At 72.3% G+C, this 24,267-nt stretch carries 22 protein-coding genes; 9 read left to right on the forward strand and 13 right to left on the reverse strand.

Annotated features, from left to right (window positions below; translation table 11 throughout):
* Positions 1–184 precede the first annotated feature (184 nt).
* Together ACQEVC_RS09115 and ACQEVC_RS09120 are read right to left on the reverse strand one after the other, a co-directional pair.
* Positions 185–2,230 (reverse strand): hypothetical protein, encoded by a 2,046-nt coding sequence (locus tag ACQEVC_RS09115; protein ID WP_432891195.1) that lies wholly within the window; start codon positions 2,228–2,230, stop codon positions 185–187.
* 271 nt (positions 2,231–2,501) lie between these two features.
* Positions 2,502–3,281 (reverse strand): deoxyribonuclease IV, encoded by a 780-nt coding sequence (locus ACQEVC_RS09120; protein WP_432875102.1) that lies wholly within the window; start codon positions 3,279–3,281, stop codon positions 2,502–2,504.
* A gap of 962 nt (positions 3,282–4,243) precedes the next feature.
* Here ACQEVC_RS09120 and rpsF point away from each other — a divergent pair.
* The 4 genes from rpsF (at position 4,244) to rplI (ending at position 5,914) form a co-directional block, all read left to right on the forward strand.
* Complete coding sequence (gene rpsF / locus ACQEVC_RS09125; RefSeq protein ID WP_101368798.1) at positions 4,244–4,534, forward strand: 30S ribosomal protein S6; 291 nt, start codon at positions 4,244–4,246, stop codon at positions 4,532–4,534.
* Between the two features lie 74 nt (positions 4,535–4,608).
* Entirely contained in the window at positions 4,609–5,166 is a 558-nt protein-coding gene (locus ACQEVC_RS09130) for a single-stranded DNA-binding protein (protein ID WP_432875105.1), read from the forward strand.
* Positions 5,167–5,210: 44 nt separating this feature from the next.
* A complete protein-coding gene (gene rpsR, locus ACQEVC_RS09135) occupies positions 5,211–5,450 on the forward strand; it encodes a 30S ribosomal protein S18 (protein ID WP_007073789.1) in 240 nt (79 codons plus the stop codon).
* A gap of 14 nt (positions 5,451–5,464) precedes the next feature.
* The gene (gene rplI / locus ACQEVC_RS09140) at positions 5,465–5,914 is read left to right on the forward strand and encodes a 50S ribosomal protein L9 (RefSeq protein ID WP_331210053.1); all 450 of its coding nucleotides are present in this window, start codon (positions 5,465–5,467) and stop codon (positions 5,912–5,914) included.
* A gap of 86 nt (positions 5,915–6,000) precedes the next feature.
* Here rplI and ACQEVC_RS09145 read toward each other — a convergent pair whose 3' ends face one another.
* Positions 6,001–8,418, reverse strand: coding sequence for a hypothetical protein (locus tag ACQEVC_RS09145; protein ID WP_432875115.1), 2,418 nt, complete (start codon positions 8,416–8,418; stop codon positions 6,001–6,003).
* Positions 8,419–8,899: 481 nt separating this feature from the next.
* On the opposite strand from ACQEVC_RS09145, the gene dnaB reads away from it, so the two are divergent.
* A complete protein-coding gene (gene dnaB / locus ACQEVC_RS09150) occupies positions 8,900–10,330 on the forward strand; it encodes a replicative DNA helicase (RefSeq protein WP_432891198.1) in 1,431 nt (476 codons plus the stop codon).
* Between the two features lie 63 nt (positions 10,331–10,393).
* On the opposite strand, the gene ACQEVC_RS09155 is transcribed toward dnaB, so the two are convergent.
* The 9 genes from ACQEVC_RS09155 to ACQEVC_RS09195 form a co-directional block, all read right to left on the reverse strand.
* Positions 10,394–11,539: an RNA polymerase sigma factor gene (locus ACQEVC_RS09155; RefSeq protein ID WP_432891201.1), complete on the reverse strand. Its 1,146-nt coding sequence runs from the start codon at positions 11,537–11,539 to the stop codon at positions 10,394–10,396.
* A gap of 8 nt (positions 11,540–11,547) precedes the next feature.
* On the reverse strand, positions 11,548–11,955 hold the full coding sequence (locus ACQEVC_RS09160) for a YciI family protein (RefSeq protein WP_432875118.1): 408 nt from the start codon (positions 11,953–11,955) through the stop codon (positions 11,548–11,550).
* A 209-nt stretch (positions 11,956–12,164) separates the two neighbouring features.
* Complete coding sequence (locus ACQEVC_RS09165) at positions 12,165–12,893, reverse strand: maleylpyruvate isomerase N-terminal domain-containing protein (RefSeq protein ID WP_432875121.1); 729 nt, start codon at positions 12,891–12,893, stop codon at positions 12,165–12,167.
* 187 nt (positions 12,894–13,080) lie between these two features.
* Positions 13,081–13,485: a zf-TFIIB domain-containing protein gene (locus tag ACQEVC_RS09170; RefSeq protein ID WP_432875124.1), complete on the reverse strand. Its 405-nt coding sequence runs from the start codon at positions 13,483–13,485 to the stop codon at positions 13,081–13,083.
* A 19-nt stretch (positions 13,486–13,504) separates the two neighbouring features.
* On the reverse strand, positions 13,505–14,140 hold the full coding sequence (locus ACQEVC_RS09175; protein ID WP_432875126.1) for a phosphoribosyltransferase: 636 nt from the start codon (positions 14,138–14,140) through the stop codon (positions 13,505–13,507).
* Positions 14,141–14,375: 235 nt separating this feature from the next.
* Positions 14,376–14,741 carry a fluoride efflux transporter CrcB gene (gene crcB / locus ACQEVC_RS09180; protein ID WP_432891203.1) on the reverse strand — a complete coding sequence of 122 codons (366 nt, stop codon included), beginning with the start codon at positions 14,739–14,741 and terminating at the stop codon, positions 14,376–14,378.
* 22 nt (positions 14,742–14,763) lie between these two features.
* Complete coding sequence (gene crcB, locus ACQEVC_RS09185; protein ID WP_432875129.1) at positions 14,764–15,336, reverse strand: fluoride efflux transporter CrcB; 573 nt, start codon at positions 15,334–15,336, stop codon at positions 14,764–14,766.
* A gap of 17 nt (positions 15,337–15,353) precedes the next feature.
* Positions 15,354–16,712 (reverse strand): glycosyltransferase 87 family protein, encoded by a 1,359-nt coding sequence (locus ACQEVC_RS09190; protein ID WP_432891206.1) that lies wholly within the window; start codon positions 16,710–16,712, stop codon positions 15,354–15,356.
* A gap of 147 nt (positions 16,713–16,859) precedes the next feature.
* Positions 16,860–19,382, reverse strand: coding sequence for a putative bifunctional diguanylate cyclase/phosphodiesterase (locus ACQEVC_RS09195; protein WP_432875131.1), 2,523 nt, complete (start codon positions 19,380–19,382; stop codon positions 16,860–16,862).
* 879 nt (positions 19,383–20,261) lie between these two features.
* On the opposite strand from ACQEVC_RS09195, the gene ACQEVC_RS09200 reads away from it, so the two are divergent.
* Positions 20,262–20,681 (forward strand): BTAD domain-containing putative transcriptional regulator, encoded by a 420-nt coding sequence (locus tag ACQEVC_RS09200; protein ID WP_432875134.1) that lies wholly within the window; start codon positions 20,262–20,264, stop codon positions 20,679–20,681.
* 361 nt (positions 20,682–21,042) lie between these two features.
* On the opposite strand, the gene ACQEVC_RS09205 is transcribed toward ACQEVC_RS09200, so the two are convergent.
* Complete coding sequence (locus tag ACQEVC_RS09205; RefSeq protein ID WP_432875136.1) at positions 21,043–21,276, reverse strand: hypothetical protein; 234 nt, start codon at positions 21,274–21,276, stop codon at positions 21,043–21,045.
* A gap of 563 nt (positions 21,277–21,839) precedes the next feature.
* Between ACQEVC_RS09205 and moaC the strand changes: the two genes are divergently transcribed.
* From moaC to ACQEVC_RS09220, 3 genes are all read left to right on the forward strand, one after another.
* Positions 21,840–22,331, forward strand: a complete 492-nt coding sequence (gene moaC / locus ACQEVC_RS09210) for a cyclic pyranopterin monophosphate synthase MoaC (protein WP_432875138.1) — start codon at positions 21,840–21,842, stop codon at positions 22,329–22,331.
* Positions 22,328–22,810: a MogA/MoaB family molybdenum cofactor biosynthesis protein gene (locus ACQEVC_RS09215; RefSeq protein WP_432875141.1), complete on the forward strand. Its 483-nt coding sequence runs from the start codon at positions 22,328–22,330 to the stop codon at positions 22,808–22,810. The genes moaC and ACQEVC_RS09215 overlap by 4 nt, the downstream gene beginning before the upstream one ends.
* Positions 22,811–22,997: 187 nt before the next feature.
* On the forward strand, positions 22,998–24,266 hold the full coding sequence (locus ACQEVC_RS09220; RefSeq protein ID WP_432875143.1) for a molybdopterin molybdotransferase MoeA: 1,269 nt from the start codon (positions 22,998–23,000) through the stop codon (positions 24,264–24,266).
* Position 24,267 lies beyond the last annotated feature (1 nt).

Genomic DNA, 24,267 nt, shown 5'->3' on the forward strand with positions numbered 1-24,267 from the left:
CCGATCAAGCCTCACCCGCAACGGGGCCGAGCCGGCGCCGGTCACCACCTGAATCGGACACGCCAGCCGGCACCGCCCACACCACCCGACCGGACGGCGAGCGTCCACGACCCTGACCGCACCGGTCGCCAGCGCCGACGCGATCCCGGACGGGGCCGGGACCGCGGACGGAGGGCTGCGGGGATCAGAGCCGGTAGACGACCGTCTCCCCGACGTCCTCCCGGCTGATCCCCAGGGTGTCGACCGGTAGGTCGACGGTGGCCTGCAACGGGGTACCGGCCACCCGGTCCCGGAGCACGATCACCGTACGTACGCCCATGTTGCGCAGGAAGTCGATGCTCGCCTGGTCGGGGAAGTTCGCCGTGGCCCGGCGTACCTCGGCGAGCCGGTCCGGCGTGAACCCGCTGCCGCCGTTGACGATGTCCTGGAACCGGCTGGTCGACCAGAGCATCACGTGCTGGTCGGTCTTCTGGTCCGAGGGAAGCACCAGGATCGGGCCGTTGGCGACCCGCATCGACGCGGGCTGCACCGGTACCACCGGATGCGGCGTGGTGTTGAGCCCTTCGGCCAGCACCAGCACGATCGGCAGCAGCGTGACCAGCCGCAGGAACGGACCCGGCCGGGGCGGCACCCGTTCGGCGGCCGAGATCTGCCGGGCCCGCTCCGCGAAGGCGCCGACCGAGCCGGCGGCGAGGACGCCGAGCAGCAGGGTGACCCAGATCATCAGTCGGCCCGGCGTACGCAGACCGTCCCAGCCGGGCAGGTGCTCGAAGAGCGGGAGATAGGTCCAGGTGCCGCCGAAGAACCGGCTGCCCATCGCCAGCACCCCGGTGACGAGCACGGCCGCCAGCAGCAGCAGGCGCTGGCGTACCGTCCAGATCGAGAAGAGGAGGCCGCCGAGGGCGAGCGCGAAGAGGACGTACCCCGGCAGCAGGGTGGTCTCCGGCAGCCCGGGCAGCCCGGCCCGGACCGGCTCGTGCAGGTCGCCCCAGATCAGCGACTCCGGCGGCGCGGTGAGGAAACCACCTGGCGGCGGGGAGTAGTTGTGCAACTCCTCGGCGGTCCGCCGGGCGTTGGGATGCAGTTCGGCGACCTTGAAGTACGGGATCGCCAGCAGGGCTCCGGTCGCCGCGAAGATCGCGCCGCCCCAGAAGTCGGCCAGCAGCAGCCGGAACCCGAACCACTGGCGCCGGGGACGGCGCAGGATCCGCCGGACCAGCCAGCCCAGCAGCACCACGACCGCGATCAGACCCATCACGTACGCGAAGACGAGGCCGATGCCGAAACCGAGGCTGAGCTGCCAGGCGGCGACCAGCCAGCCGGCGAACGCCCAACCGGAACGTCGACGTTCGGGTCGGTAGCCGTGCCGCAGCGACCAGCCGTGTCCCCGCGCCAGCATGGCCAGGGCGAGCGGGATACCTCCGTTGGAGAGCACGTGCAGGTGACCGGCCTGGCCGAGCAGCCAGGGCGCGTACGCGAAGCCGATCCCCGCCACCGTGGCGCCGATCCGTCCCGCCCCGAGCTGCCGCACCAGCGCGTACGCCCCGAGCACGGCGAGCGCGTGGGCCAGGACGAAGAGGATGTTGTAGCGGAGGATCGCCGCCTCCGGGCCCTGACCGATCATGCCCGCCGGGGCGTACCCGAGCAGGGTGTCGGAGAAGGCGAAGGTCCAGGTCTCCGGGAAGAACGCGTTGCTCTGCCACAACTGGGCTGGCTTGGTCAGCAGGATGTGCCCGGACCAGGCGACCTGCCAGGCCTGTAGCGCCGGATCCCAGTAGTCCTGCGGCAGCGTGTGCCGGGGGTAGCGCAGCGTCGGCCAGGTCATCAGGACGGCCAGGACCAGTGCGCCGAGCCCGGCCAGGGTCCACTCGTGTACCAGCCGACGGCCGACACCTCGACCGATCCGCCGGATCCGCCCGGGTACCACCTCGGGAGCCGGCGCGAACGCGACGAACGGGTCTGCGGGCTTCGCCGGCTGGTCGTCACCAGCCGCCTTCTCCTTGCTGTCCTTGCTGTCCTTGTCCTTGCTGTCCTTGTCCTTGCTGTCCTTCGACGTCTTGTCGTCGCCGGCCGCCTTGCTCTCGGCGTCGCCGGCCTTGCTGTCCTCGGTGTCGTCGGCTTTCCCGGCTTCGCCTCCGCCGCTGCCCGACTGCGCCGGCTTCCCGGACGGGGTGTCGAGCTTCCCGCCCGGCACCGGGTCGGAGATCTGCGTCGTCGACGTCACCGCCATCGTCGGAGCGCCGGCTGCCGACGCCGTAGCGTCGGAGGCGGTGGGGTGCGGGTCGCTCTCCGAAGCCGGTACCGCCGACCGCAGGGTCGTGGCGGTCCCGGCTTCGGTCGATGTCGTCCGCACCCCGGCGGCGCCGGAGTCCGAACTGGTGGGCGTACCCGATGCGGCCGTCGTGGCCGGGGTCGGGTCCGGGTTGGTGCCGGCCGGCGCGGCGCCGGGACGGGTTGTCTCGTTGGCGTTGGACTGGTCCGTCGACATCGGGTCCTCGCCCCTACCGGCCTACGCGGTCGCGGAGGTAGGCGATGTCGGTGGCCTGACCGTCGACGCCGCCGGGCGTCTCGACGATGACCGGCGCGCCGGCCGCCCGGACCACCGCCACCACCAGTTCCGGATCGATGGTGCCGCCGGCGAGGTTCTCGTGGCGGTCCCGGCCGGAGTCGAAGGCATCCTTGGAGCCGTTGGCGTGGATCAGGTCGATCCGGCCGGTGATCGCCAGGATCCGGTCGACGATGTCGAGCAGGTCCTCGCCGCCCGCGTGCGCGTGGCAGGTGTCCAGGCAGAAGCCGACGTCGTAATCGCCCACCGCGTCCCAGAGCCGGGCCAGGTTGTCGAACCGGCGGGCGCAGGCGTTGTCGCCGCCGGCCGTGTTCTCGATGAGCACCGGTACGTCGTGCCCGCCGGACTCGGAGGCCTGGGCGAAGGCCTTGCGCCAGTTGTCGAAGCCCTTGGCGATGTCGTCGCCCGCGTTGACGTGCCCGCCGTGCACGATCAGGCCCTTGGCGCCGACCGCGGCGGCGGCGGTGGCGTGCCCGAGCAACAGCTTCCGGCTCGGGATGCGGATCCGGTTGTTGGTGGTGGCGAGGTTGATGACGTACGGAGCGTGGATGTAGACGTCCACCTCGGAATCGCGCAGCCGGGCCGCGTCGGCCCGTGGCTGCGGTGTCTTCCAGTCCTTCTGCGGATCGGCGAGGAAGAACTGGACCGCGTCCGCCTTCCGGAGGGCCGCCTCGTCCAACGGATCCGTGGCATCGACATGGGCTCCGATACGCATGAAGGCGAGCCTACGTCGCGCCGGTCGGTCGGGCGGGGACGGGCGCACCTGTCCGGCCCGGCAGCGCGGGCGCGGTAGTCCCGCGGCGGTCCGCGTCACCGGCCGGAGGATGGATCGTTTCTCCAGGTGAGATCCGTTCGCCCGGCGTACGGGCCCGGGTCGATTCACGAGTTGTGCCGGAAAGAGGGAAGACGTGGTCCTGTCGCTCCGCCGCCGAGCCGCAGCAGCGGTCCCCGCGTTCGCCGCGGGCGCACCACGGCTGTTGTCCGGCTTCGCGGCCGGGGCGTCGGAGCCACTGTCCCGGGCCGGGGTCACGCCGGTCCGTGTCTTCCCCGCCGGGTCGGTCGGGCGGGTCGAGGTGGGGTCGGTGCCGCATGGTCCCGATGTGGCCGGCTCCCGGAGCGCCGGGGCGCCGCAGGACGCGGCGCCGGGCAGCTACCCTCCGCCGTCCGACCGACTCGGCGGGGCTGCCGCCGGCCGGGTGCGCCCGGGTGACCGTCCGGCCCGCCGGACGGGCCCGGCTGCTGGCGCCGGTGGCCACGGTCGGTGTGCTCGGGGTCTCGGCAGGAGCAATTCAGGCAATTTTCGCTCAACGCACAACACAGACTATTATCGCGTAAGATGACAATACAATAGGCTCCGCGGGGCGCCTTCCATCCAACTCATCGGTGTGGTCGTTCCTCCCCAGGTCCCACCCAAAGAATGCGGACGGGATGCGCCCCGCGGCTCTGCGTCGAAGAGCCTCCTCCGGTCAACGCGACCCGGAGGAGGCTCTTGGCGCCGGTCCGTGCACAGGGCGGCCGGCGGGCGCGGGGTCCGCCGACGCCCGACGCCGGTGGACCGGGTATTCTGCTCAGGTTGCCCGCGCGCGACGGGATCCCTCCCGATACCGCCCGGCAACGACGCATGACCTCCTGTCACGGAAGGACCGTGGCCGCTAGCCCAGAGGAGGTGAGCACGTCTTGCGTCATTACGAGATCATGGTCATCCTCGATCCAAGCCTCGAGGAGCGCACCGTCGCCCCGTCGCTCGACACGTACCTCAACGTGATCCGGACCGCGGGTGGCTCGGTGGAGAAACTCGACGTGTGGGGTCGTCGGCGCCTCGCGTTCGAGATCGACAAGAAGGCCGAGGGAATCTACGCCGTCATCGACCTGCAGGCGACGCCTGCGGCGGTGGCCGAGCTGGACCGGCAGCTCCGACTCAACGAGTCCGTGCTGCGCACCAAGGTCATCCGGCCGGAGACGCGCTGACGCGTTTCCGGCACGCCCGGATCAGCCTCATCCGTCCTGTCGTACTGCTCTGGCAGCCTTTCAGGGATTGATGAGTGCGCGAGGAGATGGTCATGGCAGGAGATACCACCATCACGGTCATCGGCAACCTGACCGACGACCCCGAGTTGCGTTTCACCCCGTCCGGCGCCGCGGTCGCCAAGTTCCGGGTCGCCTCGACGCCCCGGTTCATGGACCGGACGACGAACGAGTGGAAGGACGGCGAGCCGCTCTTCCTCTCGTGCACCGTCTGGCGGCAGGCGGCCGAGCACGTCGCCGAGTCGTTGCAGCGCGGTGCTCGCGTGATCGTGTCGGGCCGGCTCCGGCAGCGGTCCTACGAGACCCGCGAGGGCGAGAAGCGCACCGTCATCGAGCTGGAGGTCGACGAGATCGGCCCGTCGCTGCGGTACGCCACGGCGAAGGTGCAGAAGATGTCGCGCTCCGGCGGCGGCGGGTTCGGCGCCTCCGGCGGTGGTGGCGGTGGCGGCGGCGGTGGTCAGGGTGGCGGCGGAGGCAACTTCGACGACCCGTGGGCCACGGCGGCTCCGGCCTCGGCCTCCTCGCGTTCGTCCGGTTCGGGCGGCGGCAACTTCGACGACGAGCCCCCGTTCTGACCCGGGTGGCTACCATCCGGGATCGCAAACCAGGAGCAAGAGCAATGGCAAAGGCTGCGGCACTGCGCAAGCCGAAGAAGAAGGTGAACCCGCTCGACAAGGACGGGATCACCTACATCGACTACAAGGACACCGCGCTGCTGCGCAAGTTCATCTCCGACCGCGGCAAGATCCGCGCTCGGCGGGTGACCGGGGTCACCTCCCAGCAGCAGCGGCAGATCGCTCGTGCGGTCAAGAACGCCCGCGAGATGGCGCTTCTGCCGTACACGGCCACGGCCCGCTGAGAGGAGGCACCGACATGAAGATCATCCTGACCCAGGAGGTGTCGGGCCTCGGCAGCCCCGGCGACATCGTCGAGGTCAAGGACGGCTACGGCCGCAACTACCTGCTGCCGCAGGGCTTCGCTATCGCCTGGACCAAGGGCGCGGAGAAGCAGGTCACGGTCATCCAGCGGGCCCGCGCGGCCCGGGAGATCCGGGATCTCGGTCACGCCAACGAGGTGAAGGCCCAGCTTGAGGGCCTCAAGGTCAACCTGACCGCGCGCGCCGGCAACGGCGGGCGGCTCTTCGGCTCGGTGACCCCCGGCGACGTGGTGGACGCGGTGAAGGCGGCCGGTGGTCCGTCCCTCGACCGGCGTCGGCTGGAGCTGCCCGGTGCCATCAAGTCGGTCGGCAGCCACCAGGTGCGGGTCAAGCTGCACCCGGAGGTCACCGCGCGGTTCGACCTGAAGGTCGTACCGGGCAAGTAGCCGGCCAGGCGACAGACAGAGTTCCGGGGTGCCGTCCGATCGGGCGGCACCCCGGAGCCGTCTTTCCGGCGGGGCGGGACCAGACCTCAGCCGACCGGTTGACCACTGATCGCGCTGAAGAAGACGGTGGAGAGCCCACCACCGACGACCGCTGCCGCGAACCCGACGGTCACCGCCCGCCAGGTGCGGTTGAACCAGCGCATCAGGGCCGCGACCACCAGACCGGTCGCCAGCGCGGCGAGGAACCGGGGCACCCCGGCCAGCAGCGCGGACATCGCCTGGCCGCGCTCCGACTCACAGCCACCGGAGACCCCGGGTACGCAGTCCACCGGCACACTGGCATCGAGCGTGAGTACCCAGACGAAGACGGCCAGCACGGCGACCGCGTACCAGGCGGCGGTGTAGAGGACGGCGGTGAGCGGGCCGCTGGGCCGCGGATCGAGTAGATCGTCTTCGAGCCGTCGACTCAGCGGACTGGGGCGGCCCGTCCTGGTCGCCGAGGTCAGCAGGGTGCCGCTCGGTGCGCGCCGGGTGGCCGTACCCGCTCCGCTGACGCTCCGGGCGGAGCCGACCGTACCGGCACGACCGCGACCCGGTGCCGCTGCCGGCCGCCGAGTGGTGGGGGTCGGGGGCTCGCTCGCCCGGCGTGCCGGCGGCACCGGTCGGGCCGGTGGCGGGTACGCGACCGCCGGAGAACGCGGCGCCGAGTCCGGGATGCCCATCCAGCGCGGGTCGTCGCCGGCCAGCCTGGTGCCGGACCAGAACGTGTCGCCACCCTCCGGCCCGGTGCGGCCCGCGCCCCGGGAGCCGCTGTCGGTGGTGTTGTCGCGTCCGGTCCCGGCATCCCCGGCCAGCCCGGCGAGTTCGTCGTGCCGCCACTCGGTGGTGTCGGTGAACCCGTCCCACTGACCGGTGTCGGTGCTCCGGTCGCGGCGACGGCCGGTGGCGGGAACTTCCGGCGGTTCGGAGTCGGTGACCCGATCCAACATCCCGGTGTCGGTGAGCCGGTCCCATGGCCCGGCCTCGGTCCGCCAACCTGGGTCGGCATCCGCGACCCGCTCCGGCCTGGAATCGGCGTGCCGGCCGCGGCCACTCCGGTCCTCGCCGACCCGGCGTACCGGTCCGGCGTCGGCCCCGTACCGGCGCACGGGCTCGGCGTCCGGCTCACGTTGCCGTCGGCCGGCACCGGTGCCCGCCGGACCCGGCAGCGGATCGCCGCTCCGCGACCGGCGGCCGGTTCCGCCGCCCGGATCGCTCTCGCCGGGCGACCGTACCCAGCGCGGGTTCGTCCTCGACCGCTCGGTCTCCGGGCCCGGCTCGGTCGCGGCGGTGGCGTCCGGCTGCTCCGCGACCTCTGTCGGGTCCTCCGCGCGGTGCCGGGAACGCCGCCGTCCGGCGGTCGGCACCGGGCCGCTCGGATCGTCGGGCTCCCATCCGGCCGGCTCGACCCGGCGACGACGCCCCGGCGCCCGTCGCGCCGAGCCGTACGTCGTGCCGGGCTCCCGGTCGCCGGTCCGGTCCCACCGGCCGGGCGCGGGATCGTCGGCCGGCTCCCGCCAACCGACCGGGGTGTCGCCCCGGTGGCGCCGGCCGGTCTCGGTGGACGACGAATCGACGGCTCCGGCACCCCAACCCGAGGTGGGTACCGCGGTCGGATCGTCGTCCGGGTCGGCCCGGCGCCGTCTGCCCCGGCCGGAGGTCGTGGGAGGGTCGCCGAGCAGCCCGCTGTTGGCGCCGGCACCGGTGGTCGGCGCGGCGGCGGCCCATCCGCCGGAGGTAGGCGCCTCGGAGATCCATCCGCCGCTGGTCGGGGCGGCGGCGCCGGCGCCGGTGGTGGGGGCCGCGCCGACCCAGCCGCTGGTAGGGGCCGCGCCGACCCAGCCGCTGGTGGGAGCGGCGGCGGCCCAGTCGTCGGCCTCGTCCCCGTGCCGGCCCGCACCGGCGCGACGCCGGCCGTGCCGGCCGGCCGCCCCGGTGTCGGCGGCCTCGCTCCGGGTGCTCCCGGTCGCGTCGCCGCGTCGCCGGTCGCCGGCAGCGCGCCAGCGGTCGTCGCCACTCTCCCCGCCCGGTGTGTCGTCGGCCGCGCCGCTCGGACCGCGCCAGTATTCGCCGGTGCTGTCCCAGGTCACCTCGGGGGCGATTCGCCGACGCCCGGGCCGGCCGGTCTCCGGCGCCGGCTCGGCCGCCGCGTCGGCGCGGTGGTGCCGGCCCCCGTCGCGACGCTCCGGCTCCGGGTCGGAGGCCCATGTGGAGCTGTCGGCGTACGCCCGCGAGGAGCGGGGCTGGAGCGGCTCGGTGGACTCCCGGGCCCAGGACGGCGTGTAGCTGTCGACCGGGTCCGGCGCGCCACGGTACCGGGCCCGCCGCCGGCTCGGGGTGCGATAGGTGACGTCGGGACGCGAATAAGGATCACCTGACCAGGGCGTCGCCGGGTCGCTCCGGCCGGCGCTGTCCTGCCACTCGTGTCGGGCGAGCTCACCCCGCCCCCGATCCCGATGGTCCACTGCCGAGGCGTGACCTTTCTGGCTAGTTGATCGCGAGGAGTCTGGTAGCTGGTAGGTCGTTCGCGAGTAGCCGTAGCCGTACGCAAGATTGCCGTCGCCCGATGATACGCCGTCCCGGTAGCCCGAATTTGACCTGTTTCTTTCCTCCACATGGTGGGGACCGAGTCGGCGCAGGTCAGAGCGGCTACAGGCTATCTTCCCCAATCGTTATCCACAGCCTGTGCACAGGGCCGCACACACCCCGCCGGGAACCGTCCACAGGTTGTCCCGAACTCCGTCCACCGGCGTGCTTGAGTCCCTGACCTCGACGTCCGTATCGTTGCTGCCCTGACCCTGCCACCCGTGCCGACATTTCCCCCGGTCAAGGCGGCTGGCCAGGGCCGGTCCGGCCCGTCGGCCGGCCGGGACCGTGGGTCAGCCGAGAAATGTCGTACGTCGGCGGTTCGCTAGGAGCCAGCCGGTGTGGCGGAGGGGGATGCCCGTGTCGGTCACCGACGACGTCCGTGGGGAGTCGCGCCCGTCGCGCGGAGAGTCGCGACCGTCGACGCCGCCGACCGACGTTCCGGCGCCGCGCGACGGCCAGTTCGACAAGACGCCGCCGCAGGACATCGCCGCCGAGCAGTGCGTGCTCGGCGGGATGCTGCTCTCCAAGGACGCGATCGCCGACGTCGTCGAGATCCTCCGCACCAACGACTTCTACCGGCCGGTGCACTCGACCGTCTTCGACGCGATCCTGGACCTCTACGGCCGGGGCGAACCGGCCGACGCCATCACCGTCGCCGCGGCGCTCGCCGACTCCGGCGACCTGGCCCGGATCGGCGGCGCGCCCTATCTGCACACGCTGATCGCCAGCGTGCCGACGGCTGCCAACGCCGCCTACTACGCCCGGATCGTCGGCGAGCGCGCGGTGTTGCGGCGCCTGGTCGAGGCAGGCACCCGGATCGTGCAGCTCGGCTACGGCTCGGCCGGTGGCGGCGGGCGGGACGTCGACGACGTGGTGGACCTGGCCCAGCAGGCGATCTACGACGTCACCGAGAAGCGGGTCAGCGAGGACTTCGCGGTGCTCGCCGACATGCTCCAGCCGACGCTGGACGAGATCGAGGCGGTCGGCGCGCAGGGCGGCGTGATGACCGGCGTACCGACCGGCTTCACCGACCTGGACCGGCTGCTCAACGGGCTGCACCCGGGGCAGCTCGTTATTGTGGCGGGTAGGCCTGGTTTGGGCAAATCGACGGCTTCGATGGACTTTGCTCGAAATGCCGCCATTCGGCATAACTGTGCGAGTGCCATCTTCTCGCTGGAAATGAGCAAGGTCGAGATCGTGATGCGACTCCTCTCGGCCGAGGCCCGGGTGCCGCTGCACGTGCTGCGCAGCGGGCAACTCTCGGACGACGACTGGACCAAGCTGGCCCGCCGGATGGGCGAGATCAGCGAGGCGCCGCTCTTCGTTGACGACACCCCCAACATGAACCTGATGGAGATCCGGGCCAAGGCCCGCCGGCTCAAGCAGCGGCACGACCTCAAGATGATCGTGGTGGACTATCTCCAGCTGATGAGTTCGCCGAAGCGCACCGAGAGCCGCCAGCAGGAGGTCGCCGAGCTGTCCCGAGGGCTGAAGCTGCTGGCCAAGGAGGTCGAGTGCCCGGTGATCGCGGTCAGTCAGCTGAACCGTGGCCCGGAGCAGCGTACCGACAAGCGTCCCCAGTTGTCCGATTTGCGGGAGTCTGGGTCGATCGAGCAGGATGCCGACGTTGTCATACTTCTGCATCGCGACGACTACTACGACAAGGAGTCGCCCCGGGCCGGCGAGGCGGATTTCATCGTCGCCAAGCACCGGAACGGGCCGACGGACACCGTGACGGTGGCGGCGCAGCTCCACCTGTCGCGCTTCGTGGACATGGCAATCGTATGACGGGCCCGATCGATCCATCTCGGCGGAACGACCGGTGCCGCGGGAGGATCCGAACGCGAACCGTCAGCGACGCCGCCGGGCGTTGAGCCGGGCGGCCTGGCGCGTCAGGTGGTCCCGCTCGGCGAGGTTGGGTGCCTTCCGGGCCGCCTCGGCGTACAACCGTGCCGCCGTCGCCAGGTCGCCGTCGCGCTCGTGCAGGTACGCCGCCACCGCGGTGTGCCGGGGCAGCGAGTCGTCCAGCGCCGCGAGCGCCGCCAGCCCGGCGCGTGGTCCGTCGGCCTCGCCAACGGCCACTGCACGGTTGAGCCGGACGACCGGGCTGTCGGTCAGGCGCGCGAGTTCGTCGTACCACTCGACGATCTGCACCCAGTCGGTCTCGTCGGCGGTGAGCGCGTCGGCGTGGAGTGCCGCGATGGCGGCCTGGGCCTGGAACTCGCCCAGCCGGTCGCGGGCGAGGGCCGCCTGCAGGATGTCGACGGCCTCGGCGATCGACTCGGTGTCCCACCGGCCGCGGTCCTGCTCGGCGAGCGGCACCAGGCTGCCGTCGGGCGCGGTCCGGGTGGCCCGGCGGGCGTGGTGCAGCAGCATGAGGGCGTGCAGCCCGGCCACCTCGGGGTGGTCGATCGCGGCCGCGAGCTGCCGGGTGAGCCGGATCGCCTCGGCGGCGAGGTCGACGTCGCCGGAGTATCCCTCGTTGAAGACCAGGTAGAGGACCCGCAGCACGGTGGCGACGTCGCCGGGCTGGTCGAACCGTACGCCGGAGACGCTGCGCTTGGCCCGGCTGATCCGCTGCGCCATGGTCGCCTCGGGCACCAGGTAGGCCTGGGCGATCTGGCGGGTGGTCAGCCCGCCGACGGCGCGCAGCGTGAGCGCGACCGCGGACGACGGCGTCAGCGACGGGTGGGCGCAGAGGAAGTAGAGCTGGAGCGTGTCGTCCACCGCGGGCGCGGACCCGGGTGACGGCTCCTCGTCGACGGCCTCCTCACGCCGGCGGCGGGCGGTGTCCGCCCGGGTCGTGTCGAGGAACCGTCGCCAGGCCACAGTGATCAGCCAGCCCTTCGGGTCCCGAGGCGGGTCGACCGGCCAGACGCGGACCGCCTCGACCAGCGCGTCCTGCACGGCATCCTCGGCCGCCGCGAAGTCGGCTCCGCGGCGGACGAGGATGCCGAGCACGCTCGGCGTGAGGCTCCGGAGCAGGGCCTCGTTCATCTCAGAGGTCACTCCGTGATGGTGGGCGGCTCGGTCAGGAACGGGCGCAGCTCGAGCCACTCGTGGATCGGCTTCCCGCCCGCCCCGGGGGCGGCCGACAGCTCTCCGGCCAACTCGACGGCGCGCTCGTAGTTGTCGACGTCGATCACCATCCAGCCGGCGATGAGGTCCTTGGTCTCGGCGAACGGGCCGTCGGTGACCGGCGGGCGCCCCTCACCGTCGTACCGGACGAACGTCCCCTCGGGGGCGAGTGCCTGACCGTCGACGAACTCGCCGGTGCCTTCGAGCCGGGTCGCGAAGTCGCGCATGTACTGCACATGCGCCGAGATCTCCTCCGGCGTCCACTGGTCCATGGGCACGTCGTTGACCGCGGCCGGAGCGCCCCGGTAGTGCTTGAGCAGCAGGTACTTGGCCATCGTGTTTCTCCTTGGTGCCGGTGCGACCCATCTTGGTCACGTTCACCCGCGGGGACGGAGCCGGGCACGGATTCTCGACATCACCGCCGGAGTTTGTTTGACTCTCGTGGCTGAGCCTGGCTGAGCCGTTTCTGTCCGGTTCCATGGCGTGGCGTGAGGGCGAACCGGAGGGGGAGCACCCGGGTCTGCGAGTGAGCCGCCTCGCGGACTCAGCCGAGCAGTGGGAACCAGCCGGCGGCCTCGCCGAGTACCAGCCGGTCATGCGCGGTCAGCGGGAGCCGCCCGGTGCCCTTCAGCAGATAGTCGGTGTCCGACCAGTCGGCCGGGCGGATCGCCTCGGCACTGAGCAGCCCGTCCAGGGTCGCCACCGCGATGGCCACGCCGTCCGGCGCAGGCTCCGGCGCGCCCGGAAGGTCCACCGTCAGGTCGAGATGGTGCACCACCGCCTCGGTGACCAGGGTGGCGAGGAACTCCGGCACCGCCAGCACGTGACCCTGGGTGGTGAGGTACCCGAGCGGGTCGGCTGCGGCGGCGGCCCGGACCGCCGCCGGTGCGGTGTCGGTCCAGAGCTGGACCACCCCGCGCGGCCGGTCGAAGGCGGCGGCCGACCGACGTACCCAGGCGGCGTGCCGCCCCTCGTCCGGATCGCTCGGCGACAGCCAGTAGCTGACGCCGTCCACGTCGGCCGGCCCGACCACCGGGCTGGCGAGCGTCACCAGGGCCCGCTGGGCGTCCAGGACGAGATGCAGGAGCAGGTCGACGACGAACCAGCCCCGGCAGCGGGTCGGCCGGAGCAGGTCGGCGTCGGCGAGGCCGTCGACGGTCGCGGTGATCCGGTCGTACGCCGCACCGAGCGCTCGCCGCGGCTCCGCCGCCCGGGCGGCCTCACTGCCCGGCGCCGGGGACAGTTCACCGCCCGCCGCCCGGGGCGCATCCACGCCGTCCAGCCGACCCACCCACCTTCGCCGAATGGCCGGATCCCCGGGCCCGGCGACGTACGCCCGCCCGTCGATGACGCGCGAGGTTCGTTGCCGGGCACGGGGATCCGCGAAGACTCCGGTCAGCCGGCCGGTCCGGTAACCGGCCCCGCAGTGGGGGCCGACACCGTCCTGCCGGCGGGGCCGGTCAGTCGAAGAAGTCGTTCAGGAAGCCCTTCCGCTTCTTGTTCCGGTAGTGCCCGTGGTAGCCGTAGTGCGGCTGCCCGTGCTGCCCGTACGCCGGAGCCGGCGCGGGCGGGTAGCCGTGGCCGGGCGGTGGCGGCGGCGGTGGCGGTGTGTGGCTCGGACCTCCGTAGGCGGGCTGGTGCGGGGCCGGCGGCGGAGGCGGCGGGTATCCGGCACCCGGCGCGGGGGCGTGCTGCGACGCCGGCGCCTGCTGCTGGCTCCAGTTGGCCTCGGCCTCGAACAGCTTCTCCAACTCGCCCCGGTCGAGGAAGATGCCACGGCATTCGGTGCACTGGTCAACCGTGACGCCGCTGCGCTCGTACTGGCGCATGTCGCCACGACACTTGGGACAGGTCATCTGCATCACTCGACGGTACCCGGTCGAATCACCTAGTTCCCGTCAGCGCGGCCACCACTTCGGCATCGGACACCTCGTGGAAGTCGTCGTAGTAGCGGCTGACGGCGCCGAAGTCGGCCGGGCGCTCCGGGCAGACCACCTCGTCGGCGGCGTGGCTGAGCACGTCGTACGCCTGCGGCGCGCCGACCGGGACGGCCAGCACCACCCGCCGGGCGCCCAGTTGCCGGCCGACCCCCACGGCGGCCCGCGCGGTGGCCCCGGTGGCCAGCCCGTCGTCGACGATCACCGCGATCCGGCCGTCCAGCCGCAGCGGGGGCCGGTCCTTCCGGTAGAGCCGCTCGCGCCGTTCCAGCTCGGCGGTCTCGGCCCGCACCACCGCGTCCACCTCCTCCGGGTCCAGCCGGTCGGCGATCTCCTCGTTGAGTACCCGCAGCCCGCCCGGTCCGACGGCACCGAAGGCCACCTCTGGCGCCTCCGGCAGGCCCAGTTTCCGCACCACCAGTACGTCCAGCGGTGCGCCGAGCCGCTCCGCCACCGCCGCGGCCACCGGTACGCCGCCCCGGACCAGCCCGAGGACGACCGCGTCCGGGTCGCCGGCGATCGAGGTGAGCCGGTCGGCGAGTGCGGCACCGGCCTCCGCCCGATCCCGATAGGTCGCGTTCATGCCTCAGGTTTACGCCCCGCCGGCCGATCCCGCTCGGCAGACGCCCCAGAAAAGCTCTCAGGAGGGCGTCTGGGACGTTTCCCGGGCAGCGGCCCGGCCATCCTGCCCGGTCCGGCGTGCCGTCGGTCACCTCGACAGGGTTCCCCCCGGAGGCGCCGACCAGCGCGATGCGGAGCCCGGGCGGCACGAACCACCACCGGCGCCACCGGTTCGGCCCGTCCGGCGGGCGGCGGGGTCACCGGAGGCTGCCGAGCTGCCAGCCCAGGGCGGCGGCGCCGAGCCCGGCGGCGAGGGAGGCCAGCACGTTCAGCACCGCCCAGCCGCGTCCGGCCGGCCCGCTCCGGAGTAGCTGCACGGTCTCGTAGCCGAACGTCGAGTACGTGGTGAGGGCGCCGCAGAAGCCGGTGCCGACCAGCGCACCGACCCAGCCCGGCAGGGCGGCACCGGCGCCGGCGAGCACGCCCAGCACCAGCGAGCCGGCGACGTTGACCGTGAACGTCGCCCACGGCGCGGGGCGGGACCGGCGCTCGACCAGCCAGTTGACCGTGAACCGGCCGACCGCGCCGACCGCGCCGCCGACCAGTACCGCCGCCCAGGTCAGCATCGCCCGACCCGCTGCCCGGTCACGACCGCACCCGGTCCGCCGCCCACATCCCGAGGCGTACCGCGACCAACGCTCCGGCGAGGGTGCCGAGCAGGTAGCCGACGGCGACACCGGGGCGGCCGGCGGCGAGCAGTCCCCGGGTCTCCACCGCGTACGTGGAGAACGTGGTGAAGCCGCCGAGGATCCCGGTGCCGAGGAACGGCCGGACCAGCCGGTGCGGGGCGGCGGCGGTGGTGACCAGCCGCATCAGCAGGCCGATCAGGGCGCAGCCGGAGAGGTTGGTGAGCAGGGTCGCCCACGGTATCCCGGTGGGGGCGTGCGGCCAGAGCACCACCAGCCCGTACCGGCCGGCCGCGCCGAGCGCCCCGCCGAGGGCGACCACGGCGAAGACGTCCCAGCCCGGCCGGTTCGGCAGCGCGGGCGGCTCGTCGGGTTCGTCGGGCTCGTGCGGCTGGTGGGGCTCGGCGGGCTCGGCGGGCCCGGCGGGTTCGTCGGGCTCGGCGGGTTCGTCGGGCTCGGCGGGTTCGTCGGGCTCGGCGGGTTCCTCGGGCTCGGCGGGTTCGTCGGGCTCGGCGGAGCGGGGCGGATCCACGGGACGGTCGTCGGCATTCACGGGGTGGCCGTCGGCACCGGGGTGCGGTCGGAGTCCGGGGTGTCCTGCGGGGTGCGGGCGAGCCGGAGCGCGGGGACCCAGCCGAGGAAGGCGACCGGATAGAGCAGGTACCCGAACCGGGTCGACGGCATCAGCAGGATCGCGGCGAGCAGCCCGTACCCGCAGAACAGCGCGGCGGAGGCGGCCGTGCGCGGCGGGCGGCGCAGCAGCAGGACGGCGATCAGCAGACCGGCCACGACCAGCAGCGCGGCGGCGACCACCCGGCCGGCGGGTAGCGCCTGCGCGATCAGGTACCCCGGGAACGGCGACGCGGCCGGGCTGCTGACCAGGCCGTGGCCGAGCGGAAAGCGCAGCACGTTCTCGACCAGCGCCGCCGAGTCGACGAGCTGGGCCGGGACGAGGGCGACCAGCGGGAGGCCGAGCGCCCCGACGGCCAGCCGCAGCCCGGTCCGGCGGCCCCGGACTGCGGCGTGCACCAGCAGGACCAGCGCGACCGGCCAGGCGAAGAGTTTCAGTGCCGCCGCCAGCCCGACCGCCAGCCCGGCGCCGACGAAGCGGTCCCGGGCGGCGCAGGCGAGGGCGAGCAGGCAGAGGGCGAGGACCGGCAGGTCGTCACCGCCGGTGGCCAGGGTCAGCGCGCAGACCGGCAGTACCGTCGCGAGCTGCACCGCCCGGACCAGCGCGGCGTCCCGGGCACCGGCCCGTTCCGCCGACCGCACGCCGGCCCGCCCGGCGACCGCCGCCGGGCGGCGGAGCAGCAGCACGGCCAGCCCGAGCGCGACGGCGGTCGCCACGGCGAACCAGATCCTGGCGTCCGTCCACCACGCGGTGCCGGCGACGGCGCGGGGCAGCCCGAAGAGCGCCATGCCCGGCTGGTACGGGGTGTAGCCGAGTAGCTGCTCTCCGCCGGGCAGTGCGGCGATGGCGTCCCGGGTCAGGTACGGCGTGCCGTGGTCGAGCAGCCGGGCGCCGGAGTGCTCGACCACCACCACCTCCTCCTGGGCCCGGTCGAGCCGGCCGCCGACCCGCTCGACCGCCTGCCAGACCAGCGGCAGCAGGGCGGTGGCGGCCCAGGTGAGGACGGTCAGCCCGCCCCGAGCGGCGGTACCGGCCAGCCGGGAGTCGGGCCGGCGGCGCCGGACGAGGAGTTGACCGAGCACCACGATCGTGCCGAGCAGGTAGCCGACGGCGGCGACGCTGCCCCAGGCCCGGTGCGGCAGGAGTGTGGAGGTGGCTGCGGTGACGGCGGCGAAGCCGGTGGAGAGGAGATAGAGCACCAGGTCGGCGGCGAGACCTCCGGCGGCCCGGTCGGCCCGGCGCCAGTATCTCCGGCGGTCGGCTGCGGCGGTCTCCAGTTCGTCCGTGGCAGTCACGCGGGCAAGTGTGGCAGACCGCCTGCGGCACGTGCGGTGGTTACGCCGGCAGGTGTGGCGGAGGGGGCCTGCGGCGGGTGCGGTGGTTACGCCGGCAGGTGTGGCCAGGCGGGGTGGCGGGTGCGGTGGTTACGCCGGTAGGTGTGGCAGGCGCTCGGCGCGGCGCGGCCCGGGCCGGCGGCCGGGGGAGAGCCGGACCACGGCGCCCTCGTCGTGCAGCGCGGGGGCCAGCGTGCCGGGCCGGCCGCCCGCGCCCTGGTGCAGGGCGGCGAGCAGCCGGGCGGCCGGCATCGGTCGGGCGAAGAGGTGACCCTGTCCGGCGGCGCAGCCCAGCTCCCAGAGCGCGCGGCGCTGCGGCTCGCTCTCCACGCCCTCGGCCACCACGGTCAGGTTGAGGCTGCGGCCGAGGTCGACGGTGGACCGGATCACCGCCGTGGCCTCGGCCGAGGTCTCCATCGCGGTGACGAAGCCCCGGTCGATCTTCAATTCGTGTACGGGGATCCGGGACAGCACCGACAGTGACGAGTAGCCGGTGCCGAAGTCGTCCAGCGCGAGCCGGATCCCCGCGTCCCGGAGCTGCCCGAGCACCTGGTCGACCACCTCGAGTTGGCTGAGCGTCAACGTCTCGGTCAGTTCCAGCACCAGCCGGTCCGGCGGCAGGTCGTGCGCCCGAAGCCGGGCCAGTACCGAGCCGGGGAACCGGGCGTCCAGCAGGCTGCGCGGCGAGACGTTGACCGCCACCGGCAGGTCGAAGCCGGCCTCCCGCCAGGTGTTGGCGGCGATCAGCGACTGGTCGAGTACGGCCTCGGCGAATGCCGGCAGCAGCCCGGACCGCTCCACCGTCTCCAGGAACCGGAGCGGGTCGATGGTGCCCCGGGCCGGATGCCGCCACCGGGCCAGCGCCTCGGCGGCCACCACCTCGCCGCTGCCGAGGTCGACGATCGGCTGGAAGTTGACGGTGAACTCGTGGTCGGCCACCGCCCGGGGCAGGTCGCCGCCGAGCGAGAGCCGCCCGAGGTCGGCGGTGTCCCGGGCCGGGGCGTACGTGGCGATCCGGCGTCCGGCCCGCTTGGCCTGGTACATCGCCACGTCGGCGCGGCGCAGCAGTTCGGTCATCCCGCCGCTGCTGGGCGCGACCGCGATGCCGCCGCTGGCCTCGACGCTGATCCGCATCCCGTCGAGTTCGATCGGCTCGTGCAGCGCGGTGAGCAGCGCCTCGGCCCGGTGCGCGGCGACCGCCGGGGCCGGCAGGCCGTGGAAGAGCACCGCGAACTCGTCGCCGCCGAGCCGGGCGACGAGGTCCTCACCGTGTACGGCGCCGCGCAGCCGCTCGGCCACCTGGATCAGTACCCGATCGCCGGCCGCGTGCCCGAGGGTGTCGTTGACCTCCTTGAAGTGGTTGAGGTCGATCAGCAACAGCGCGACGACACCCTCGGTGCGACGCTGGCCGAGTTGCTCGGCGCCCCGGTCGAGCAGGTGTCGCCGGTTGGCCAGGCCGGTCAGCGCGTCGTGCGCGGCGGCGTGTGCGTGCTCCTCGGCCACCCGGTTCAACTCGGCGTACGCGGACGCGTTGCGGACCGCCGTGCAGAGCGCCGACGCGAAGGTGCGCAGGGTGTACTGCTCCCGCTCGGAGAGCTTGACCGGCCCCCGGAAGCGCAGCCGCAGCATCCCGACGTGGCTGCCGTCGTAGCCCTTCATCTCTATCGGGATGACCGAACCGTTGACCGTCGAGGGCTGGCTGGCGAGGCCGTCGTGGGTGATGGCCTCACTGCTGCCCCTGACGGTGCGCCGGCTCTCCTGCAACTCCACTTCGACCTCGTCGGCGGAGAACAGGTTGGCGGCCTGTGACACGGCGGTGTGCAGTACGGCGTCGATGTCGACGACGTTGAGCGCGTCGGTCGTGTGCGCCAGGTCCTGCCAGGCCTGCCGCTCGGCCCGGGCCCGCACCCGCGTCGAGTACGCCAGGTGCAGGCTGAGCGCCAGCGGCGGCATGGCCACCAGCAGCCAGGGCTCGACCCAGAGGAGGACCAGTGTGAAGACGGCGACGACGAACCGCACTCCGAAGCCGGCAAGTCGCAGGTCCCAGTTCGTCGCGAAGTGTCGGAGCACGTTCGTCCGGGCCGCGAGAGCGATCACCGGTATGCCGAGTGCTTCGTCGAGCAGCGCCGCGACGGCGTAGGCCGCGGCGAGTGGGGCGATCAGGTTCTGTAGTTCGTCCGGTGGCCAGGACCAGCCAAAGAGCATCAGGGTCATGCCGGCCCCGGCTGCCACCAGCATGTTCTTGCTGACAGTGAAAATCGTCTTAATCGAGGAAACCCTCATGATCCTCGTTGCGATTGTCACACCGAGACCGGTGCAGAGCACGACCCAGGAAGTGGGCGCCAAGGCGACACCTATGATGATGGCGGTCTCCACCCATGCGGTTGCGTGAGTCGTCGACCTGATCCGAATTGGAGCTTTGACGGGGAGGCTGATCGTCAGCGTCACGATCAGCAGCGCCACGGTGAGCAGTTGATCGCCTGACCTCGGCGGGTTACCGATGGTCTCGATCAGCGCGAGGGTGGCCACGACCGCGGCGGAAACAGCGACGAGACCGACGAGCAGCAACAGCCGCTGATCGGTCCCGTTGTCGTCTCGCTGTGTCTGACTCACGCCGATTCCTGTGTCGCCAAGACCTGGTGGTCTGTAACGGTAGCAACCTTCTGGGTGCTCAGCGTGATGACTGTATCGCTCTCAGAGCCACTCGTTGCCGCGCATGCCGACGCCTCCATCTGAATGCATCCGAGTCACACCCGAACGTGCGGAATGTTCCCTTGCTTGCCGGTCTCAATCGCGAGATGGGTGAAGCTTAGGGGACTACGACAGGGTTAGCGACGATAAATGTCGCTATGCTCAGTATTAGCCAACCGGCGCCATATTCGTCACGCTCTGTCCATATATGGGAACTGTGAGCGGCCAGCGTGGCTGGCGAACTGAGGTTAGGGAGTGAACGTGCTCGGCTTCCCTCCGGGATACCCGCTTCCACGCGTGCAGTGGAAGGTCTGATCCAGTGGTCGCGGGAATCGGGTCGTTCGGCCTCGGCGGCTGGCGATGCGGTCGACCGGTGTGGTGCACTCCACGTGATTGGCGTCGAGTCTCGGCCAAACCGACCATGAGTCTCCATCGGCTGACCTGGTAGAACTCGGTTCGTGTCGATCCGCTGACTCTAGGTGCGGGTCGCCGCTGCAAATGTAAGCCTGGATGATTGGGTTCATTGCGGGTGAATTCGGTCCGCCCCAGTCGCCGTCAGGAGAATGACGTCAGTGAATGTGACCCGGGCTGATCGGTAGACTGCATTGGGTAAATGCTCAACTCGTCCTTTTTGTACGATTTGGGGCCGTCAATGATTGAGATCCAGCTTCTCGGACCGTTGCGGGTCGTCGCAGACCCGAAGCCGTTATCGGTCGGTACGCCGAAGGAGCAGGCCGTGTTGGCGATGCTGGCGATCCGGCCGGGACGGATGGTCACCTTGGAGGAGTTGATCGACGAGCTGTGGCCGGAGGCAGGGCCGACGAGGCTCTCGCCAGTGGGGACCTGTCGGGCGCGGACGACCTGCTCCGCCGGGCCGAGCGGCGGTGGCGCGGACCGGTGTTGTCGGGGGTGCCGCTCGGACCGGTGTTGTCGGCCCGCCGGACGACGGCAATCGAGCAGCGCGCTGGCGACACGGGCCAGCCACCCGTACGAGCAGGGGCGGGCGTTGGCCGCTATGGCTGGACACCTGGAACCGCACGATCCCGCCGAGGCGCCTCGGCACTGGGAGCGGGCGTTGGCGATCTTTCGGCGCATGGGCGTACCAGAGCGCTTCGAGGTCGAGCGTCGCCTCGCCAGGCTCCCCGATCCTGCCAAGTGAACCGCAGGTCGTGGGTTGGCGGGACGTCGTCGATTGCTGACCGGGGATCTTTTCCACTGTGATGAACCTCTTCCGCCTCCGACGAACCGTCGCCGGCTGGTCGTACTGGCCGCTACCCGCGAATGTCGGTCTCGTATCGAGTCCTTATCGGTAGCCGGCATAGAATTTGAGGGCCGATACCGGGAGGGCCCCTCCCAGGGCGGGCGGCAAAAGAACCGGCTGGCGTTGACGCCCCCGAGCCTTCACCAGCGGGATGAGGGTGAAGTGCGGGTCGGGTAGCCGCGTCGTGCAGCACCCACGACAGGTGAGCGAGACCCGCCCCTTCACTCGCCGGCCGATCGCTGTGACGGTGGCAATGCCGGTGCGGGTTGCGGTGGCGTACTCTGCCGGCGAGGCGGCCGGACGCTTGGCCGTCTCGCCGGGTCAGGGCAGCTCGGCTACAACGCGGCCGGCGTGGTCCCGAGCGACGACCGCAGTGATGTCCGACAAGGTTATCCCGTGCGTTTCGCGGGATGACGGCGGTAGGTGTTGGGGCTCGCCACAACCCTGTAATGCAACCCCGGCGACCACGATGATGGAGAGAGCTACCCGGAGTTTCGTCAGAATGGATGGACCATCCTGCTGGTGGCGCTTCACCCTGGCCTTCTCCTTCTCCATGCCCTCACCATCCCAGATGCGAAGCGTTCGTAGTAGCCCTTAGCGGCGGACGGCGCCGACACAGCGACGCCGTCCGCCATGCTGCTAATCTCCTCGCATAGGGTTCAGTTGCGCCCCCTCTCCCCGTCAACCATCTTGTGGGCCAGCGTTCACTGTGGACATCTGGTGGTGGCATGACCCGCAGCCCTGACCGACGACGAGAGGAACCTATGCCGAAGCGCGATAAGAATTCGATACACGGGCGATGTGCATTGAACCTTTTTCAACCTCCCCTTGCGGTCCGGCGGACCGCAAGGTCGGACGCGGTGCGTGAGCGCCGCGCGGTTCAGGTTGAAAAAGGTTCATTGAATGGGGAGAATGTAAGCCGTTCGTCACGGCATCCGTTGTCTCATCTCCGCTCACCCGTACGGGCGGCGTTACCCGGGCAGACCGCCATGTCGGGTTCCGCGACCCCCTGGCGAGTTTGTAGGACCGGAGGCATCGATGCCGGGCCACGACGTACCTCGGCGGCCTACCTCGGCTCTGCCGGGCGGACTCGGGACCGGCTCGCTAGGCTCGCGGACGTGACCGAGTCCGCACACCTCAGCCACGTCGACTCCGCCGGGTCGGCCCGGATGGTCGACGTCTCCGCCAAACCGGTCTCGGTGCGCCGGGCCGTCGCCGCCGGCCGGCTGCGTACCACGGCCGAGGTGGTCGAGCTGCTGCGCCGGGACGGGCTGCCCAAGGGCGACGCCCTGGCCGTCGGCCGGCTCGCCGGCATCATGGGCGCGAAACGCACCCCGGACCTGATCCCGCTCTGCCATCCGATCGCGCTGCACGGCGTCACCGTCGACCTGGAACCCGGCGAGGACACGGTCGAGATCACCGCGACGGTCCGGACCGCCGACCGGACCGGCGTCGAGATGGAGGCGCTGACCGCCGTGGCCACCGCCGGGCTCGCGCTGATCGACATGGTCAAGGCCGTCGACCCGGCGGCCTCGATCGAGGGGGTACGCGTGCTGCGCAAGGAAGGCGGCAAGACCGGCGACTGGACTCGACCGGCGGACCGGCCGTGATCCGGGCCAGGGTGGTGGTCGCCTCCAACCGGGCCGCCACCGGCGTCTACGCCGACACCAGCGGCCCGCTGCTGGTCGAGGGACTGACGAAGCTCGGCTGCCAGGTCGACGATCCGGTGGTGGTACGCGACGGCGACCCGGTCGGCGCCGAGTTGCGCCGCGCGGCGGCCGAGGGCGTCGACGTGGTGCTGACCAGTGGTGGCACCGGCATCAACCCGACCGACCGGACCCCCGAGGTGACCCGGGCCCTGCTCGACTACGAGATCCCCGGCATCGCCGAGGCGATCCGGGCGCACAGCCGGGACAAGGTGCCGACGGCGGCGCTCTCCCGTGGCCTGGCCGGCGTACTCGGCCGGACGCTGGTGGTCAACCTGCCCGGCTCCACCGGCGGCGCCAAGGACGGGCTCGCCGTACTCGGACCGATCCTGGGGCACGCCGTCGACCAGCTCCGGGGCGGCGACCACCCGCGTACCGACTGAACCTTCTTCAACCTGAACCGCGCGGCGCTCACGCACCGCGTCCGTCCTTGCGGTCCGGCGGACCGCAAGGGGAGGTTGAAAAGGTCCACGGAACTCCACCGCCGAGCGTCGGGCCGCGACGATAGGCTCGTACGGTGAACGTGAGGAGCGCGCAGCAGCGGACCGGACGCGCGGCGGGCGGGTCGGCGTGAGCACCGAGACCGCCGTCGCCACCGATCCGCCGGCCGTCCCACCGACGCTGAGCTGGGCGCAGGCCCGGTCCCGGGTCTACGAGGCCGGCCTCGCCGCCGCGCCGGAGCCGGTCGAGCTGCCGGTCGCCGAGGCGGACGGCCTGACCCTGGCCGAGCCGCTGACCACCCTCACCGACCTGCCCGCCTTTCCGACGTCGAGCGTGGACGGCTGGGCCGTACGCGGCACCGGGCCGTGGCGGATCGTCGGCCGGGTCCTCGCCGGCGGCACCCCGGCACCGCTGGTCGAGGACGACACCGCCGTCGAGATCGCCACCGGTGCGATGCTGCCGGACGGCGCGGCCGGAGTGCTCCGGGTCGAGGAGTCGAGGCGTACCGCCGACGGGCTGGTCGCCGGCACGCTGCGGTCGGCGCCGGAGTGGCGCGCTCCCGGCGAGGAGGCGCGGGCGGGCGAGGAGCTGCTGCCGGCCGGTACCCCGGTCGACCCCGGCGTGATCGGATTGGCCGCGTCGTGCGGCTACGACACCCTCCGGGTCCGTCGGGCGCCCCGGGCCTCCCTGATCATCTTCGGTGACGAGCTACTCACTGCCGGCCGCCCCGGCGCCGGCCAGGTACGCGACTCGCTCGGCCCGGCCGTCCCCGCCTGGCTGCGCCGGTACGGCTGCACCATCACCGCCGCCGACGTGGTCGGTCCGGTGGCCGACACCCTGGAGGCACACGTCGAGGCGCTCCGCCAGGGTCTCGGCACCGCCGACCTGGTCTGCACCACCGGCGGCACCATGCACGGACCGGTCGACCACCTGCACCCGGCCCTGCGCGAGCTGCGCGCGGAATACGTCGTCAACACCGTGGCGGTACGCCCGGGCTTTCCGATGCTGCTCGCCCGGGTGACCGGGCCGGACGGCCGGGTCCGGTTCGTCGCCGGGCTGCCGGGCAACCCGCAGTCGGCGATCGTCGCGACCGTCTCCCTGGTCGCCCCGCTGCTGGCCGGGCTGCGCGGCCGGGCGATGCCGGAGCTGCCCCGGGTGACGCTGGCCGAGCCGGTCGCCGGACGGGGTGACTTCACCCATCTGGCGCTGGTCCGGGTGGACCCCGCCGGCAACACCGCCGTTCCGGTCCGGCACGTCGGCTCGGCGATGCTGCGCGGGCTGGCCGGCGCGGCCGGGTTCGCCGTCATCGCCCCGGGCACCAAGGGCGAGCCGGGCGACCGGGTGCCGGTCGTACCGTTGCCGCTGCTGCCCGGAGAGCGCCCCGAGCGAGGAGTGTGAG

This window comes from Plantactinospora sp. CA-294935, from assembly GCF_050936445.1.
Taxonomy (GTDB): Bacteria; Actinomycetota; Actinomycetes; order Mycobacteriales; family Micromonosporaceae; genus Plantactinospora.

Bases quoted from the DNA above. Each gene is read 5' to 3' on its own strand.
- ACQEVC_RS09175 (WP_432875126.1), bottom strand. From the start codon at position 14,140: ATGAACGCGACCTATCGGGATCGGGCGGAGGCCGGTGCCGCACTCGCC.
- ACQEVC_RS09155 (WP_432891201.1), bottom strand. From the start codon at position 11,539: ATGAACGAGGCCCTGCTCCGGAGCCTCACGCCGAGCGTGCTCGGCATC.
- rpsR (WP_007073789.1), top strand. From the start codon at position 5,211: ATGGCAAAGGCTGCGGCACTGCGCAAGCCGAAGAAGAAGGTGAACCCG.
- ACQEVC_RS09205 (WP_432875136.1), bottom strand. From the start codon at position 21,276: ATGGAGAAGGAGAAGGCCAGGGTGAAGCGCCACCAGCAGGATGGTCCA.
- ACQEVC_RS09160 (WP_432875118.1), bottom strand. From the start codon at position 11,955: ATGGCCAAGTACCTGCTGCTCAAGCACTACCGGGGCGCTCCGGCCGCG.
- ACQEVC_RS09120 (WP_432875102.1), bottom strand. From the start codon at position 3,281: ATGCGTATCGGAGCCCATGTCGATGCCACGGATCCGTTGGACGAGGCG.
- ACQEVC_RS09115 (WP_432891195.1), bottom strand. From the start codon at position 2,230: ATGGCGGTGACGTCGACGACGCAGATCTCCGACCCGGTGCCGGGCGGG.
- rplI (WP_331210053.1), top strand. From the start codon at position 5,465: ATGAAGATCATCCTGACCCAGGAGGTGTCGGGCCTCGGCAGCCCCGGC.